The organism is Brevibacterium litoralis, from assembly GCF_040212315.1.
Taxonomy (GTDB): Bacteria; Actinomycetota; Actinomycetes; order Actinomycetales; family Brevibacteriaceae; genus Brevibacterium; species Brevibacterium litoralis.
This window is the reverse complement of record NZ_JBDIUY010000010.1, coordinates 43489-60165: the sequence shown is the minus strand read 5'-3', so window position 1 is coordinate 60165 and position 16677 is coordinate 43489. Positions and strand designations below refer to the sequence as shown.

Annotated in this window: 11 protein-coding genes and 1 tRNA gene; 10 read left to right on the top strand and 2 right to left on the bottom strand. The window is 71.2% G+C overall.

Annotated elements, in window-relative coordinates:
* The first annotated feature begins 85 nt into the window (after positions 1–85).
* The 3 genes from AAD496_RS02390 (at position 86) to AAD496_RS02380 (ending at position 3006) form a co-directional block, all read left to right on the top strand.
* Positions 86–1558, top strand: a complete 1473-nt coding sequence (locus AAD496_RS02390; RefSeq protein WP_349827037.1) for an amidase — start codon at positions 86–88, stop codon at positions 1556–1558.
* 270 nt (positions 1559–1828) lie between these two features.
* Positions 1829–1916 (top strand) — tRNA-Ser (locus AAD496_RS02385).
* A 172-nt stretch (positions 1917–2088) separates the two neighbouring features.
* Positions 2089–3006, top strand: coding sequence for a CPBP family intramembrane glutamic endopeptidase (locus AAD496_RS02380; RefSeq protein WP_349827036.1), 918 nt, complete (start codon positions 2089–2091; stop codon positions 3004–3006).
* 169 nt (positions 3007–3175) lie between these two features.
* Here AAD496_RS02380 and AAD496_RS02375 read toward each other — a convergent pair whose 3' ends face one another.
* The gene (locus tag AAD496_RS02375; protein ID WP_349827035.1) at positions 3176–3481 is read right to left on the bottom strand and encodes a PepSY domain-containing protein; all 306 of its coding nucleotides are present in this window, start codon (positions 3479–3481) and stop codon (positions 3176–3178) included.
* A 9-nt stretch (positions 3482–3490) separates the two neighbouring features.
* On the opposite strand from AAD496_RS02375, the gene AAD496_RS02370 reads away from it, so the two are divergent.
* From AAD496_RS02370 to AAD496_RS02340, 7 genes are all read left to right on the top strand, one after another.
* On the top strand, positions 3491–3751 hold the full coding sequence (locus tag AAD496_RS02370; protein ID WP_349827034.1) for a type II toxin-antitoxin system VapC family toxin: 261 nt from the start codon (positions 3491–3493) through the stop codon (positions 3749–3751).
* Positions 3752–3950: 199 nt separating this feature from the next.
* Positions 3951–5144, top strand: a complete 1194-nt coding sequence (locus AAD496_RS02365; protein ID WP_349827033.1) for an MBL fold metallo-hydrolase — start codon at positions 3951–3953, stop codon at positions 5142–5144.
* Positions 5145–5480: 336 nt separating this feature from the next.
* Positions 5481–6689, top strand: a complete 1209-nt coding sequence (locus AAD496_RS02360; protein WP_349827032.1) for a C45 family autoproteolytic acyltransferase/hydrolase — start codon at positions 5481–5483, stop codon at positions 6687–6689.
* Positions 6690–6835: 146 nt separating this feature from the next.
* A complete protein-coding gene (gene glgX, locus AAD496_RS02355; RefSeq protein WP_349827031.1) occupies positions 6836–9253 on the top strand; it encodes a glycogen debranching protein GlgX in 2418 nt (805 codons plus the stop codon).
* Entirely contained in the window at positions 9250–12387 is a 3138-nt protein-coding gene (locus AAD496_RS02350; protein WP_349827030.1) for an alpha-amylase family glycosyl hydrolase, read from the top strand. Before glgX ends, AAD496_RS02350 begins: the two co-directional genes overlap by 4 nt.
* A gap of 1 nt (position 12388) precedes the next feature.
* Entirely contained in the window at positions 12389–14785 is a 2397-nt protein-coding gene (locus tag AAD496_RS02345; RefSeq protein ID WP_349827029.1) for an alpha-amylase family glycosyl hydrolase, read from the top strand.
* A gap of 9 nt (positions 14786–14794) precedes the next feature.
* The gene (locus AAD496_RS02340; RefSeq protein ID WP_349827028.1) at positions 14795–15508 is read left to right on the top strand and encodes a hypothetical protein; all 714 of its coding nucleotides are present in this window, start codon (positions 14795–14797) and stop codon (positions 15506–15508) included.
* A 19-nt stretch (positions 15509–15527) separates the two neighbouring features.
* Here the strand turns inward: AAD496_RS02340 and AAD496_RS02335 are convergent, their stop codons facing one another.
* Entirely contained in the window at positions 15528–16646 is a 1119-nt protein-coding gene (locus AAD496_RS02335; protein WP_349827027.1) for a DUF2332 domain-containing protein, read from the bottom strand.
* Positions 16647–16677: the final 31 nt, after the last annotated feature.

Sequence of the window (16677 nt, the reverse complement as noted above, 5' to 3'; positions counted from 1 at the left end):
GGGGACCTCCTCGGGGCGTGGCGGGTGCACACTCCGCCACCGTAGGCCTTACCGGCGGGTACTTCCTGATAGTAGGTTGCCGATCATGACCACTCCCTCTCCCGCCGACCCCACGGCGACCCCCATGTCCCCGCATCCCACCGCCCCGTCCGTCGACGACCCCGCATACCTCGAACTCGCGGAGGTCTCCGAACTCCTGCGGACCGGGAGGACCACTTCCCTGGCACTCACCGAGCATCTGTTGGAGAGGATCGGGCGCCTCGACGGCGGGGACTCCGGTCTGCGGTCCTACGTGACGCTCATGGCCGACTCCGCCCGGCAGGCGGCCACGGCGGCCGACGCGGAACTCGCCGCAGGGCGGTGGCGCGGGCCGCTGCACGGGGTGCCGATGGCGGTGAAGGACCTGTTCCACACCGTCGACGCGCCCACGGGTGCGGGCATGACCGTCCACCGGGACTTCATGGCGTCGGCGGACGCGACGGTGGTCGCCCGGTTGCGCGCGGCCGGGGCCGTGATCCTCGGCAAGCTCACGATGACGGAAGGCGCGCTGTCCGAGCACCACCCGGACCTGCTCACCCCGGTGAACCCCTGGGACGCGGACACGTGGACCGGGGTGTCGTCGAGCGGGTCCGGGGTCGCGGCGGCCGCCGGGCTCGCCTACGCGACGCTCGGCACCGACACCGGTGGGTCGATCCGCACACCCTCCGCGCAGAACGGGGTGACGGGGCTGAAGCCGACCTGGGGTCTCGTGAGCCGCCACGGGGCGTTCGACCTCGCGCCGTCGCTCGACCACATCGGGCCGATGGGACGCAGTGTCCGCGACGTCGCGCACGTCCTCGCGGTCATCGCCGGGCCCGACGGCCTCGACCCCACGGTCGCGCCGCGGCCGCTCCCCGACTACACCGACCTACGCCTCGACCGGGTGCCGACGGTCGGTGTCGCCCCGGCGCTCATGGAGGCCTTCGACGAGCCCACCCGGGCGATGGTCGACGACACCCTCGGCGTCGTCCGGGGACTCGGGTGGAACGTCGTCGAGGTGGAACTGCCGGACTTCGCCACCGCGAACGCCGACTGGCCGCTGCTCGTCGGCGTCGAGGTCGCCCACGTCCACCGCGACACCTATCCGGCCCGGAAGGACGAGTACGCGGGGGTGCTGGCCGGGCGGATCGAGGACGGGCTGGCCGCGAGTGCCGTCGAGTACCAGGACGCGCTCGAACGCCGGCGGGCCTTCACCGGACAGATGCACACGCTGTTCGCCGGGATCGACGTCCTCGTGCTGCCCGGTCTCGGCACCGCGTCCCCCACTTGGACGGACATGGCCGCGATGACGGCGGACCCGGCCGACCCCCGCCTGCGGTCGCTGCCGGTCGCCCCGATCAACCTGGCGAACCTGCCGTCCCTCACGCTGCCGGCCGGATGGACGGACCGGGGCACTCCTCTCGGTGTGCAGCTCGTGGCTGGGCCCTGGTCGGAGCAGCTGCTGCTCGCCGCCGGGCACGCCTATCAGCAGGTGACGGACCACCACCGGCGGCACCCGGAGGTGAGAGGGGTGGTGTGAGGCGGGGGCGGGGCGGGGTGCGCCAGACCCCGCTGCCGAGGCGCCCTGACCCGTGGAGCCCAAGCCCCACCGTGCATCCAGTGTTCGCAGCGGCATCGACTGTTCACAGATCATCGACGCGGACGGCCGCGACCTGTGATCCGTGAACACTGGATTCGGCTGCGCCCACTCGATGCGACTGCGCCCGCTCTACGTGGGGGAGCGGTGTGGTTCTGTGGGACACGCATGGTTGTGGGATACTGCCGTGGCGCCCACCGCGGTGGGCGCGCTGGTGACGTGGCGGAGCGGCCGAACGCGACGGTCTTGAAAACCGTTGACGGGTAACCCCCGTCCGTGGGTTCAAATCCCACCGTCACCGCCGATGCGAAGGCCCCGTCTCCCGCAGAATCTCGCGGGAGACGGGGCCTTCGTCATGCGCGGAGGATCCTCGCCGCGGGACTCCTGCAACTCTCACACCACTCTCACTTACTCTAACGATGTGAGAGTGATCGCCATCACAGCATGCTCGCCCGTGGTGGCAGGATCGAAGTATGACCCGCCACGACCCCGCCGCCCTCGGCGTCTTCCTGCTCGTCTCCTTCGGGCTCGCCTGGCTCGTCGCGCTGCCGCTGTGGCTCGGCGACGGACTCGCGAGTCCGTGGTTCCTGCCGGTCTCGGCCGCGATGATGTTCACCCCGGCCATCGGGGCTCTCTCCTCCGCACTCCTCGTCGACCGGCCGGGCTCGCGGCGTGAGGTCCTCCGTTCCCTCGGGATCTGGCCGTTGCCCCGGGCCGGGCGTCTGATCGGGTATGCGGCGCTCGCCGTGGTGGTCCCCGCAGCACTCGTCCTCGTCGCCCTGCCGATCGGCGCCGTCCTCGGTGTCTACCCGGCCGACCTCACCGGACTCTCCGGGTTCCGCGAGGTCCTCTCGGCGCAGCTCACGGCTTCGGGTTCACCACCCCCACCCTTCCCCCTCTGGGTGCTCGTCGTCCTCCAGCTCGTCTCCATCCCGGTCGGCGCACTCGTCAACACGATCCCGGCCGCAGGCGAGGAGATCGGGTGGCGCGGATGGCTCCTGCCACGCCTCCTCCCGCTCGGCACCGTCCCGGCGATCCTCGTCTCCGGAATCGCGTGGGGATTCTGGCACGCACCACTCATCCTGCTCGGCTACAACTACCCTCTCGCACCCGGGTGGCTCGGGGTCCTCGCGATGACCGGCATGTGCACGGTCGTCGGCGCGGTCTTCGCGTGGCTGCGGATCCGGTCGGAGAGCGTGTGGCCGGCGGCGCTGGCCCACGGCTCCCTCAACGCCGCCGCCGGGTCGTATGTCCTCTTCGCCCAGGCCGGTGCCCTCGTCGACACGACACAGGCGACCGTCCTCGGCTGGACCGGTTGGATCGCGCCCGTGGTCCTGATCGGGATCCTCGCCGCGACCGGCCGGTTCCGCCGGCCCGCGCCGACCTCCTGACGCGGCGGACCCACCGGATTCCGGCCCGATATCGTTGACGACCCTCGGTATGTCGGCACATATCGAGGGTCGTCGAACATATCGGGGCGGTGGGGTGCCGGGGATGGGGCGGCGTCAAGCACAGCCGGGGCGGTGGGGTGCCGCGGATGGGGACCGAGCAGCCTGTCGATCAGTCGTCGCGCTCGACCTGGAACTCCTCGGTGCTCGCGTCGACCACGTACTCGTACTCCGTGTCACCGTCCTCGATCGTGATCTCGTAGGAGATCCGTCCGTCGTCCTCGTCGAGCTCCGCGCTCTCGATGCGACCGTTTTGGTCGGCCGCCGCGATCTCGACCGCACGGTTCAGCGTGATCGAGGCGTTCTGCGCTGCCTCGCGGTCGTCGTCATCGTCGTCGTTCTCTTCGTGCCGGTCGTGCACCGTGGCGCCGTCGAGGCTGATCGTGTACTCCCACTCGCCGTCGGGCGGCCGGGCCACGCACGTTCCGTGGACATGCTCATCGCCGCCCACGCCTATTCGGTCAATGCGTCGATCCTCACGTGCAACACCCGGGACTTCGACCACCTCACGGACGTCATGACGGTCCTCCACCCCGACACCTTCACCGAGGCGGACATCGTCATGAACCCCCACAAGGTCCGCTTCGGCGAGACCACACCCCTGTCGTCCGAGGTCCGGTGCGGCCGGATCGGCACAATCGGCTACCCCTGCAGGCTCGCAACCGATCACCCCGGCGAGCACGACTGAGCTACACGCCGCCCGAACCCCGGCACCCCACCCGCCACCACAACCGACACCGTCCGCGCTAAACTGTCGAACGACCGTTCAGTACGACGATGTACTGCCGCCGCAGGCTCCACGCACGCGGGTTCCCACGATCACGGGCGCACCCACGCGCAGGGACCACGGGCGGACCGGTCGAGTCGAGCACGGAAAGACACACGAGATGCCCATCGAATCCTTGAGCGCTGCACAACGACAGGCCTGGAAGGACCGGGTCCTGCCACCCGTCGAATCCGTGGGCGAGGGACTCTGGGCCATCCCCGTCCCGATCCCGGACAACCCGCTCGTCTACACCTACTGCTACGCGATCGCCGGCGACGACGGCGTCACCGTCATCGACCCGGGCTGGGACGGCCCCGAGCAGTTCGAGGCCCTCACGGCCGGCCTCGGGCAGGCGGGCTTCACCGTGCAGGACATCCGCGGCGTCGCCGTCTCTCACTACCACCGCGACCACGTGGGCCTCGTCCCGTGGATCCTGGACAAGCAGCCCGACATCTGGCTCGCCATGCACTCCCACGACCTGAAGACCATGGAGGGCTTCTCCACCGGCAAGGTCAACTTCCGCACCGGCACGCGCTCCGGCGTCGACATCTGCCGCGAGTACGGCGTCCCGGACGACCGCCACGAGGAGATCGCACCGGCCCGCCACCGTCGCCCCCGCCCCGCCGGCGTGGGCGCCCAGGGCGAGCGCCTGCCGGGAGGAGCGGGCACCTCGGGTGCGGGATCCGCGGACCGTGAGCACTCCGACCAGGACACCGAACGCCGGGCGGTCTTCGCAGGGGTCCCGATGCCCGCCAACCTCATCGTGCTCGGCGAGGAGGACGACCTGCCCGTCGCCGGTCGGCAGGTGACGAGCCTGTGGACGCCGGGACACACCTACGGCCACTCGGCCTTCCGGATCGCCGACGCCGGGAACACCGAGGGGCGGTCCGGGACGACCGCGGCCTTCGTCTCCGGCGACCACGTGCTGCCGACGATCTCGCCGAACATCGGCCTCGACGCGCCGCGGATCACCCGCAGCCTGGGCGACTACCTGAGCTCGCTCGACCGGATGGAGGACCTGGACGGCGACGTCACCGTCCTCCCCGCGCACGGGTTCCGGTTCGCCGGGCTCCACGATCGCACCACCGAGCTCAAGGAACACCACGAGGAGCGCCTGCAGGCCATCCGCGAGCGCTGGGACGCGGCCGAGGACGCGTCACAGCGCACCGTCTACTCCGTCGCGCAGGGTCTCGAATGGGCCCGCGGTTTCGAGGGGCTGAAGAACTTCAACCTCTTCGCCGCCCTTGCGGAGACCGCCGCGCACATGCACTACCTCGACCTTCCGGTCGGCCCCGCGGAGGAGTCCGCGGCCTGACCCTGCACTCGGAGTGCCGTCTCCGCGCATGTCCGCGGGGACGGTTGCAACCTCATGGTCGATCGCCGTACCGATGCCCGGCAGTCCGTCGTGATTGCCGGGCATCGGTACGGCAGAGTGCAATGAGGTTGCGATGCCCGGTGAGGGCCTGGGGGGATCCCCCCAGGCCCTCACCGGGCATCGCAACCTCATTGCACTCTGCCGTACCGGTGCCCGGCAATCACGACGGACTGCCGGGCATCGGTACGGCAGAGTGCAATGAGGTTGCGATGCCCGGTGAGGGCCTGGGTGGATCCACCCAGCCGGCGTTCGGACGCGCTCCCTACACTGTGAGCCATGACACCCCTCACCCAGTCCCCCGCACCCACCGGCCCCGCTCCGACCGTCACCACACCGCGTGTCCGCCCGCACGTCCCCGACCGCTTCGACCCGGAGCGGATCATCGACCCGGCCACCGCCGCTCCCGAGTTCCTCCACGTGACGGGCACGACCCGCGAGGAACGCGGCACCTCCCGGGGGCGGGCCGCGGCCGCCGGCATCCGGTACGCGCTGGACGCCTACACCACGCTCTTCGCCACCAAGGGCATCGACGCCCGCGCCCAGGAGGAGGCCGCCCGCGCCTCGCTCGCCGCGCTCGAGGACTGGGATCCCGGTCAGGTGCAGGAGCTCGGGGCCGTGGCCGCCGCGGCCGGCCTGGAGGACTGGCAGGTCGGCCTGCTGGCCGCGCGCACCGAGGTCCTCACGCTCGCCGACAGCGACCCCCAGGAGTGCTCGACGCTCGCCTTCCGCGGCGCCGAGCGCTCCTTCTCCGTGCAGACCTGGGACTGGAACGTCGAGTTCGCCGAGGTCTGGCACCTCCACACCGTCGACGCACTGACCGCCGGGTCGGCACCCGCCGATCACAGGGCCCTCCACGCCCATGCCGGCTTCGCGGAGTACGGCATGCTCGGCAAGATCGGCATGAACGACGCCGGGATCGGCGTCCACCTCAACATCCTCAAGAACACCGCGGACGTCCCGGGCGGGGTGCCCGTCCACGCGATCCTCACCGCGGTGCTCGAGCGGGCCGGCACCGTCGAGGAGGCGATCGACCTCGTCCTCTCCGCGCCGACCACCAGCTCCTCGGTCATCACGGTGACCGGCCCGGGACGGTCCGTCATGATCGAGCTCTCCCCGACCGGCAAGCAGGTGATCGAGGCCGACGGCTGGCTCGTCCACACCAATCACTTCGTCGGGACCGAACTCCAGGAGGGTGCGGCGGAGCTGTCGGCCACCTCGACCTCGCAGGCCCGGTACGCACTGCTCACCGACCGGGTCGCCGATGCCCCGGCCCCCACGTCCACCGCGGACTTCCTGCCACTGTTGTCGACCTCCGGCGATCAGGCGCCCGTCTGCTGCGTCGTCGACCCGGCCAAGCCCTTCGGTCAGCGCTCCGGCACGCTCGTGACGGTGCAGCTCGACCCGGACGCCCGCCGCGTCGTCCTCAACCCCGGGAACCCCAAGGACACCCGGGAGGAGACCACGACGGTCGTCGAGTTCGCCTGACCGACTCCGCCGCACCCCACTACACGCGTCGACACGCCTCGCGCACCGACTTCTCCCGGTTTCGTCGCGGACACCCCTGAACTCCTCGCCCCCGTATGAGTAGGGTGGGACCCGGTGGTTCCCGTCACACCCCAGGAGGAGACGACATGCAGGTCTGGCCCGGTACCCCGTATCCCCTCGGGGCCACCTACGACGGCACCGGAACCAACTTCGCGATCTTCTCCGAACCGGCCATCCGGGTCGAACTGTGCCTGTTCGACCAGTGGGGCAACGAGGACCGGATCGAACTCACCGAGAAGGACGCCTTCGTCTGGCACTGCTACCTGCCGAACATCGAACCCGGCCAGCTCTACGGGTACCGCGTCCACGGTCCCTACGACCCGGCGAACGGGGTCCGCTGCAATCCGCACAAGCTGCTGCTCGACCCCTATGCCAAGGCGGTCTCCGGGCAGATCACCTGGGGCCAGCCCATGTTCTCCTACCCCTTGGGTTCCGGGGGCACTGGCATGGACGAGACGGACTCCGCCGACTCGATGATGCTCGGCGTCGTCATCAACCCCTACTTCGACTGGCGCGGTGACCAGCCGCCCCGCCACCCCTACTACCAGTCGGTCATCTACGAAGCGCACGTCAAGGGCCTCACCGAACTCCACCCCGACGTCCCCGGGGAGCTGCGCGGCACCTATGCCGGTGTGGGGCACCCGGCCGTCATCGCGCACCTCAAGCAGTTGGGCGTCACGGCCCTCGAACTCATGCCCGTCCACCAGTTCGTCCAGGACCAGCGCCTGGAGGAGGAGGGCCTGCGCAACTACTGGGGCTACAACACCATCGGGTTCCTGGCCCCGCACAACGAGTACTCCTCGTCCGGGCAGACCGGCCAGCAGGTCCAGGAGTTCAAGGAGATGGTCCGGCGTCTGCACGCCGCGGACATCGAGGTGATCCTCGACGTCGTCTACAACCACACCGCCGAGGGCAACCACCTGGGCCCGACCATCAGCCTCCGGGGCCTCGACAACGCGCACTACTACCGCCTCGTCGACGACGACCCGACCCACTACATGGACTACACGGGCACCGGAAACACCCTCAACGTCCGGATGCCGCACTCGCTGCAGTTGCTCATGGACTCCCTGCGGTACTGGGTCACGGAGATGCACGTCGACGGGTTCCGCTTCGACCTCGCCGCGGCACTCGCCCGGGAGTTCTTCGACGTCGACCGCCTCTCCACCTTCTTCGAGCTCATCCAGCAGGACCCGGTCGTGAGCCAGGTGAAGCTCATCGCCGAGCCGTGGGACATCGGACCCGGTGGCTACCAGGTCGGTGGGTTCCCGCCCCTGTGGTCGGAGTGGAACGGCAAGTACCGCGACGTCGTCCGCGACTTCTGGCGCGGCGAACCCTCGACCCTCGGGGAGTTCGCCTCCCGCATCAGCGGCTCGGCAGACCTCTACGCGGACTCCGGCCGCCGTCCCTTCGCGAGCGTCAACTTCGTCACCGCCCACGACGGGTTCACCCTGGGCGACCTCGTGTCGTACAACGAGAAGCACAACGAAGCCAACGGCGAGGACAACCGCGACGGCGAGAGCCACAACCGCTCGTGGAACCACGGCGAGGAGGGGCCCACCGACGACCCCGACATCCTCGAACTGCGCGCCCGCCAACAGCGGAACTTCATCGCCACGCTCGCGCTCAGCCAGGGCGTTCCGATGATCAGCCACGGTGACGAGATGGGCCGCACCCAGCAGGGCAACAACAACGCCTACTGCCAGGACTCCGAACTGTCGTGGATCGACTGGCAGCACGCCGACTCCCCGCTCGCGGCCTTCACCGCCCGGGTCTTCCGCCTGCGCCACGAACACCCCACCTTCCGCCGTTCCCGATTCTTCCGTGGCAAGGTCGTCCGCTCCGACGTCGAGGAGCCGCTGCCGGACCTCGTGTGGCTCAACACCGACGGCGAGGAGATGATCGTCCAGGACTGGAACGAGTACTTCGCCAAGGCCCTCGGCGTGTGGCTCAACGGCCAGGGCATCCAGGGCCAGGACAAGCGCGGTCGGCACATCTACGACGACGACTTCGTCGTCTACTTCAACGCCGCGCTCAACGAGGTCGACTTCGTCCTGCCGAACGCGGACTACGCCGAGCGGTGGTCCGTCGTCCTCGACACCGCCGGGGACTTCACGGAGGGCACCGTCTACGCCGCGGGCGACACCGTCCGCCTCCGCGCCAAGTCGATGCTCGTCCTCGTCGAGTCCCCGACCACCGCCCCGGAGGTCCCGGCGCTCACCCCGGCCGCCTCGCTCGACAACCGCGCCCACCTCATGAGCGCCGTCACCGTCGAGGCCCCCTGGGTCACCGGGATGCGCAGCGCAGGGCAGGCCGCCGCCTCCGCCACGCGCGGTGCCGCCGGGCCCGACGACGCCCCACCGGCCGTCGCACCGTGGACCCGCATCCCTCCCACGGGCACCACCCCCGCCGCCGAGGCGCCCCGCCCCTTCGACGACACGACGACCCCGGACTCGCCGGAGCGGGGGTCCGCCACCCGGACCCCGGAGGAGGACGACGCATGACCGCCCCCGTCCCCGCCTCGACCTACCGACTCCAGCTCAATGCCGACTTCACGCTCTTCGACGCGGCCGCGCTCGTGCCCTACCTGCACCGCCTCGGCGTCGACTGGGTCTACCTCTCCCCCGTCCTCGCCGCCGAGCCCGGCTCGAACCACGGCTACGACGTCACGGACCCGCTCGTCGAGGACCCCGAGCGGGGTGGCCGCGCCGGGTTGGAGGCGCTCGCGACCGCCGCCCACGACCACGACATGGGTGTCCTCGTCGACATCGTGCCCAACCACATGGGCATCGCCACCCCGCGCCACAACCCGTACTGGTGGGACGTGCTCACCTTCGGCGAGGCGAGCCGGTACGCGCACTGGTTCGACATCGACTGGTCGGCCGGCCTCACCGGGGAGTACGGGGACGCCACCTCGGCCACGACCCCGGCCCACCGTCCCGCGGGAGGCTGGTGCGGCACCCCGACCGGCAAGGTCGTGCAGGCCGTGCTCGGTTCCCCCGACGACCTCGCCGCCCTGGAGATCCGCGAACTCGACGGTGCCCCCGTCCTCGGCTACCACGAGCACGTGTTCCCCGTCGCGCCAGGCAGCCTCCGGGAGGGCATGACCCCGCAGGAGCTCCACGCGGTCCAGAACTACCGCCTCGTTTACTGGCGTGCGGAGGACACCGACCTCAACTACCGGCGGTTCTTCTCCATCAAGACGCTGGCCGGCGTCCGCGTCGAGGACCCGGAGGTCTTCCAGGCCACCCACGCCCGCGTGCTCGACTGGTGCAGGGAAGGCCTGGTCGACGGGCTGCGCATCGACCACATCGACGGCCTCGCCCACCCGCAGGACTACCTGGAACGGCTGTGTCGTCTCACCGGCGCCTACGTCGTCGCCGAGAAGATCCTGGCGATCGGCCCCCGAGGCACCCGCGAGGAGGTGCCCACCGGCTGGATCGCCGCCGGTGCCGCCGGCACCACCGGTTACGACCTCGTCCCCTACGTCGACGGGGCACTCACCGACCGTTGGGGCTTCTTCGTCTTCGAGGCGCTCCGCCAGCACCTCGAGGCCGGTGGGGTCCTCGACGCCGGTGGGGAGGCCGGTCCCGACGGGGAGCCCGACACCGCCGGAGAGGACGGCACCGGCGTGGACGGCTCCGGACAGGGCGCCTCGGAGGCAGTCCGGGCAGGGACTGCCCGGTTGCGTCGGGGATCGAACCAGGGCGCCTCGGCGGCGGTGTGGTCCGAGCTCACCACGCAGGCCCGCCACCTCACCCGGCACCCGACCTCCGTCACCGGCCTGTTCACGCAGATCGAACACACGGCGAAGTCGCAGTTCGCGTTCGGTGCACTGTCGGGAGAGATGCTGCGGCTGGCCCGACGGATCAAGGTTGACGGATGGGAGCACGTCGACGCCCACACCCGGGAGGTCGTGGGGGCCGATCCCCTGCTCGACGTACCGGTCGAGCACGTGGCGGACGTGTTCGGCACCATCTGCGCGGCCCTGTCCGTCTACCGGGTCTACGCACCGGTGCCGACCGACCGGCTCCACGCGCTCGCGCTGCTCGGCGACGAACCACGTCCGCCACAGCCGACCGACACCGGTCCGATCGACCTCGCCTCGCCGGTGCCGCCGAGCGAGGACGGCCGGACGGTCCTCCGGGCTCTCGCCCGGGTGCGGACGACCGCACGGTCCTCGGTGCTCGGCGACCGGGCGCTCGCGTACATCGGCGCGGTCCTCACGAGCCCGGAGCATCCGGTCTTCCGACGGTTCGTGCAGACGACCGGCGCCATCATGGCCAAGGGCGTCGAGGACACCTCCTTCTACCGGTACGCGGCTCTCACCGCGCTGGCCGAGGTGGGCGGACGCCCCGCCGAACCGCTGGCCCCGGCGGCTCTCGCCACGGAGTTCGGACGCCGCTTCGCCGGGACTCCAGCGGGGATCAACTCGCTCACCACGCACGACACCAAGCGGTCCGAGGACACCCGGGCCCGGATCCTCGCGCTCGCGGAGCTGCCCGGGGAGTTCGTCGACCTGCTCGCCCGCCTGCGCCACGCGCTGCCCCTGCCCTACCGGGCGACCGCGGGTGGGACGTCCGCGGGTGGATCAGGCGGCGCCGCCGGGTCCGACACCTCCGAATCCACGGGCGTCCCCGTGCTCGGTGCGAACGCGAGCGTCCGCGAGGCGCATGGCAGGCTCGCGGCCGACACGAGTTTCGACATCCTCCTGTGGCAGGCGGTGATCGGGGCCTGGCCGGCCGAACCGGACCGCCTGGTCGACTACGCCCTCAAGGCCGCCCGGGAGGCCGGTCTCCACACCCGGTGGACCGACCAGGACGCCGACTTCGAGTCCGCACTCGAACACGCGGTCCGTACCGTGTGCGCGGACACCGACCTGCGGCGGCTCCTCGACGACACGGACGCCCGGATCCGGACGGCCGGGTGGTCGAACTCCCTGGCCGCCAAGACCCTGCAGATGCTCGCCCCCGGTGTCCCCGACGTCTACCGCGGCACCGAGACCTGGGACCGGTCCCTCGTCGACCCGGACAACCGGCGCCCCGTCGACTGGGAGGCCCGTGGTGCCGCCCTCGACGCAGTGACCGACCGCGACTGGGTGGCGGCGCCGCCCACCGAGGAGGACTGGGAGACCGGGCGGGTGAAGACCGCCCTCGTCACCGCCCTGCTGCACCTGCGCACCCGGCACCGGGACGTGTTCGTGCCCGCGGACGTCCACCTCGTCGGCCCACCCCAGGAGGTCCGCCGCGACGGTACGAACTGGGAGTACTGCCTGGGTCACCTGTTCGGCGGCCGGGTCCTCGCTGTGACCACCCGTCTGCCCCTGGGTCTGGAGGCCCGCGGCGGGTGGAAGGACACCGTCGTCGAGGTCGACCCCGCGCTCCTGCCTCCCCTCGACCTCACCGACTACCTCGAACAGGTCCTCGCCGAGACCGACCCCGAGCGTCCCCACGCACCGGGCGACCGACCGCACGGGGAGTCGGGAGGTGAGGGCGCCTCGGGAGCGGGGGTCGGCCCCGCGGGGGACCCGCCGGTGTGGCGGGACGTCGTCACCGGCCGCGAATTCACCGGCCACCGGTTGGCGGTCGCGGACCTGTTGCAGACCCTGCCCGTCGCCGTGCTGGAGAGGACCCGCTGAGATGACCTTCGCCGTGTGGGCGCCCCGACCGGACCGTGTCCGGGTCGCGTGGCGTCCCGTCGACCAGGACTCCGCCGAGGGGCCGTACGGCGCGGACTTCGCGCGTCGGTCCTACCTGGAGGAGCCCGTGCAGGAATCGCAGCTGGAGTCCTGGGGGTTCCGGATCGCCGAGGCACACCGCAACGAGGCCGGCTGGTGGCACGTGCCACAGCCGGACGGGATGGAAACCGGTACGCGGTTCGAGTACGGGTACCTGCTCGACGACGACCCGGCACTCCTGCCCGACCCGCGGTCCGACCGGCAGCCCTACGGGCCCCACGGTCCCTCGGTCCTCACGGTCGAGACCTCGACCTACGCGCTCGACTCGATCGACTTCACGGACCCCGGGACCGGACCGACGGACCTGCGCTCACCCGCGGCGGACGGCCCCGGTGGCTGGTTCCGGTGCGCCCGGGACTGGCGCGGCCGACCCTGGGACTCCAGCCCGGTGTACGAGATGCACATCGGCACGTTCACCCCGGAGGGCACCTTCGACGCGGCCGCCGCGCGCCTGGAACACGTCGCCTCCCTGGGTGTCGGATGGGTGGAACTGCTGCCGGTCAACACCTTCGCCGGGCTCGACAACTGGGGCTACGACGGCGTGCTCTGGTACGCCGTCCAGGAGAGTTACGGCGGCCCCGAGGCCTACCGCCGCTTCGTCGACCGGGCCCACGAACTGGGCATGGGCGTCGTGCAGGACGTCGTCTTCAACCACCTGGGGCCCTCGGGCAACCACCTGCCGCGGTTCGCCCCCTACCTGCACCAGGCCGCCTCGAACCCCTGGGGCGACTCGATCAACCTCGACGGGCCGGAGTCCGACGAGGTCCGGGAGTACGTGCTCGACTGCCTGGAGATGTTCGCCCTCGACCTCGGGGTCGACGCCTTCCGGCTCGACGCCGTCCATGCCCTCGTCGACTCCCGCGCGGTCCACCTGCTCGAGGAGATGACGATGCGGATGGAGGTGGTCGCCGCCGTCCGCGGTTACCCCGCCTGGCTCGTGGCGGAGTCCGACGCGAACGACCCCCGGCTCGTCTCCCTGCGGGTGGACGGCGGGTACGGACTCACCGCGCAGTGGAGCGACGACTTCCACCACGCCCTCCACGTGGCGCTCACCGGCGAGACCTCCGGGTACTACACGGACTTCGCCGCCCCCGGGGCGCTCGCGAAGACGATCGGTCGCGGGTTCTTCCACGACGGCACCTTCTCCAGTTTCCGGGGCCGGTCGCACGGACGGCCCATCCCCTTCGACCGGGTACGGCCCGACCAGTTGGTCGTGTGCGTCCAGAACCACGACCAGGTGGGCAACCGGGCCTCCGGCGAGCGCCTGGCGCACCTGCTCCTGGAGCACGACGCCCCCGCGCATCCCCACGAGGACCACTCACCGGCCGTCGCAACCGTCGACCGGGCACTCCCTGACCGTCCACTGGGCGCTCCCGAACCGTCCAGTGGACGGTCCCGTGCGGCGGAGGAACGGCCCGCCGGCACCCCACCGGTCCCCGTGCCCGACCACGTCCACGACGGGGACCACCCCGGGGTCCGCCGGCTGGCACTGGCCGCCACGCTCGTGCTCCTGAGCCCCAACACCCCCATGCTCTTCATGGGCGAGGAGTTCGCGGCGACCACCCCTTGGCAGTTCTTCACCGACCACCGCGAGGACTGGCTGGGCAACGCCGTGCGGTCCGGCCGGCGCAGCGAGTTCTCCCGCCACGGCTGGGACCCCGACCGCGTGCCGGACCCGCAGGAGACCGCCACGACGGACCGCTCGGTCCTCGACTGGACCCAGGCCGGCGAGGTGCCCTCCACCGAGGTGTCCGCGCCCGGTCCCGACTCCCACACCGTCCACACCGCTCTGCTCGCGCTCCACCGGCAGCTGGGGACGCTGCGGACGGTCCGTCCGGAGTTCACCCGCCTGGAGTTCGAGGACCTGGCGGTCGGCTGGGCCGAGGACGGCTCCTGGGTCGCCTACTCGCTCAAGGACTCGCTCGCGGTGCTCGTCAACCTCTCGACGGAACGCCGCAAGGTCCCGGTCCGCAGTCCGGAGTCCGCGACCGGTGCGGGTTCCGGACACGGGACCGCGGTCGGGAACGGTCACGGGCCCGGCGGTGACCGGACCGGCACCGACGGGCGAGGGCTGGTGGAGGACAGGGCGCCTCGGCTGCTGTTCGAACCGGTCGCCCACGTCGCGGACCTGCTCGCAGGACGTCCGGCCACCCCCGTCGACCTGTCCCGGAAGGGTGCCGGGAGACCGGCCGCCGACCGGGACGACCGGACCGTCGACCTCTCCCGGGTGGTGCTCCTGCCCGACGGCGTGGCCGTGTTGCCGCCGCTGTCGGCTGCGGTCGTCGCCTTCGGGGCCTAAGGTGTCCACATGAGCCAGACCCCTCCCCGCCCCGAGGACGATCCGCACATCTGGGACCCCCGGCCCGTCCACGGCAAGACCCGGTTCGCGCGGCTGCTGGCCTTCGTGTTCGCGTGTGTGTCGCTGCTGTTGATCGTCGTGATCGCCGCGATGGTCTACATGCCGCGGATCATGCCGCAGGACACCCACACCCTGCGGTTCAGCGACGTCACCCGGTTCAGTCTCGACGTCCCCCAGGACACCGCGATCCACGGGATGTACCGGCGGGAGGGTGGCGGGGACGCGAAGTCCGGGTGCGCCGGGCTGCGCTCCTACAACGTCCAGAGCACCGGCGAGGAGGGCCTGCGGTTCTCCGTCCAGACGGCCCCGCGGAACACCTGCCCGGAGGCGCTGCAGGACGCGACGAACAAGGACGGGGACCGGGGTGTCTACGTGACCCTCGAACACGTGGAGAACCCGGAGGGCGTCGAGGAGTTCTCCACCCCGATGGGTCCGGCCGTCTCCTTCACCCAGACTTACGAGGAATGCACGAGTGCCGAGGACGAGGCCTCCGAGGGCGAGGACGGCGCGGAGGCCGCGTGCACGACCTGGGACGAGGCGTACGTGATCGTCACGCTCGACGACCCGACACTGCCCCGGTTCCCCACGGTCGTGTTCCGCGGGTACCAGGACCGTGCGAGCGTCGAGGACCTCGTGGAGATCGCCGGCACGATGCGCCCCTGAGGGGCGGGGTGCCGGCCCCTCAGGACAGGGAGCGCAGGTACGCACCGTGCTGGTGGGCGAAGGCCTGCGGGACCCCGTCGACCGCCAGGAGGAACTCCGGTGTCACGAGATCGGGACGGCCGGGGTGGTCGACGACCTTCACCCCTTCGTTGCTGATCCAGTGGAGTTCGCCCGCGGCGACGCGGGTACGCATGTCGTCGACGAAGGCGGCCCGCCGATCGCCGGGTACGTAGGCGAGGACAGCGGAGTGGAGGACGACCGGGACGATACCGTCCGGAATGCGCTGCAGCATCGCCGGGAGTTCCTCGAGGAGGTCCCCGGTCCGTACGTCGACCTGTCCGGTGTCGATCCCCACGGCGGCCACGTCGAGCGCCGCGTCGAGACGCCTCCGGCGGTCCGTGTGTTCCGGCCACACGAGGGTGCGCAACCATGCCCGGTCGTCCGGGTCCGTCGGGTCGAGTGGGTTGAGGTCGATCCCGCCACGCCACGCGATCTCGGGCACGGAGGCCGGGACGGGAGGAAGACCCCGCAGATCACCCCGCAGGTCGGTGGTGAGGTGGACCCGGGACGGACCGTCCGGTCGTTTCGACGGGCCCGGGACAGGCGAAATGGGTCCAGCGGCAGGTGTCCTGCCGGCGACGGAATACCTGTAGGCGTACTGGTCCGGGTGGAGACAGACCCCGGCGGAGTGCCCGACCTCGAGGAGGGCGAGCGGACGGTCCTCCTGCCGCGCGATACGGGCGAGGAAGGGCAGGAGCACGCCGCAGCGGGCGGCCTCGTTCGTCTGGGTACTGCGCGTCCGGACGATCCGTTCCACGGCGTCCCAGTGGTTCCGGACGGTGTCGAGGAAGAACCCGGTGTCGAGGGAGGATGCCGTCGACCGGTCTCCGTCACCGCCGACGACACGGACCGCCGCGAACACGAGGTTGGGCTGACGCTTGGCCTCCGGGAGACCGGCGATCCGGGCGGCCACCTCCGGGGTGTCCTCGACCGCACGGGCCCACGCCTCGTAGACGGGCGAGTACCCGGCCACGTCGTACCGGGCGAATCGCCCGTAGCGGGCTGCGACCCGCTGGGCGGTCGACTGCGGGGCGGCGTTCGGAACCGCGGCGTCCTGCGAGGTGGTGACGGGATCCATGACCTCACGCTATCCGGTGGAGGGCGTGCGA

Bases quoted from the DNA above. Each gene is read 5' to 3' on its own strand.
- glgX (WP_349827031.1), top strand. From the start codon at position 6,836: ATGCAGGTCTGGCCCGGTACCCCGTATCCCCTCGGGGCCACCTACGAC.
- AAD496_RS02380 (WP_349827036.1), top strand. From the start codon at position 2,089: ATGACCCGCCACGACCCCGCCGCCCTCGGCGTCTTCCTGCTCGTCTCC.
- AAD496_RS02350 (WP_349827030.1), top strand. From the start codon at position 9,250: ATGACCGCCCCCGTCCCCGCCTCGACCTACCGACTCCAGCTCAATGCC.
- AAD496_RS02340 (WP_349827028.1), top strand. From the start codon at position 14,795: ATGAGCCAGACCCCTCCCCGCCCCGAGGACGATCCGCACATCTGGGAC.
- AAD496_RS02390 (WP_349827037.1), top strand. From the start codon at position 86: ATGACCACTCCCTCTCCCGCCGACCCCACGGCGACCCCCATGTCCCCG.
- AAD496_RS02345 (WP_349827029.1), top strand. From the start codon at position 12,389: ATGACCTTCGCCGTGTGGGCGCCCCGACCGGACCGTGTCCGGGTCGCG.
- AAD496_RS02335 (WP_349827027.1), bottom strand. From the start codon at position 16,646: ATGGATCCCGTCACCACCTCGCAGGACGCCGCGGTTCCGAACGCCGCC.
- AAD496_RS02365 (WP_349827033.1), top strand. From the start codon at position 3,951: ATGCCCATCGAATCCTTGAGCGCTGCACAACGACAGGCCTGGAAGGAC.
- AAD496_RS02360 (WP_349827032.1), top strand. From the start codon at position 5,481: ATGACACCCCTCACCCAGTCCCCCGCACCCACCGGCCCCGCTCCGACC.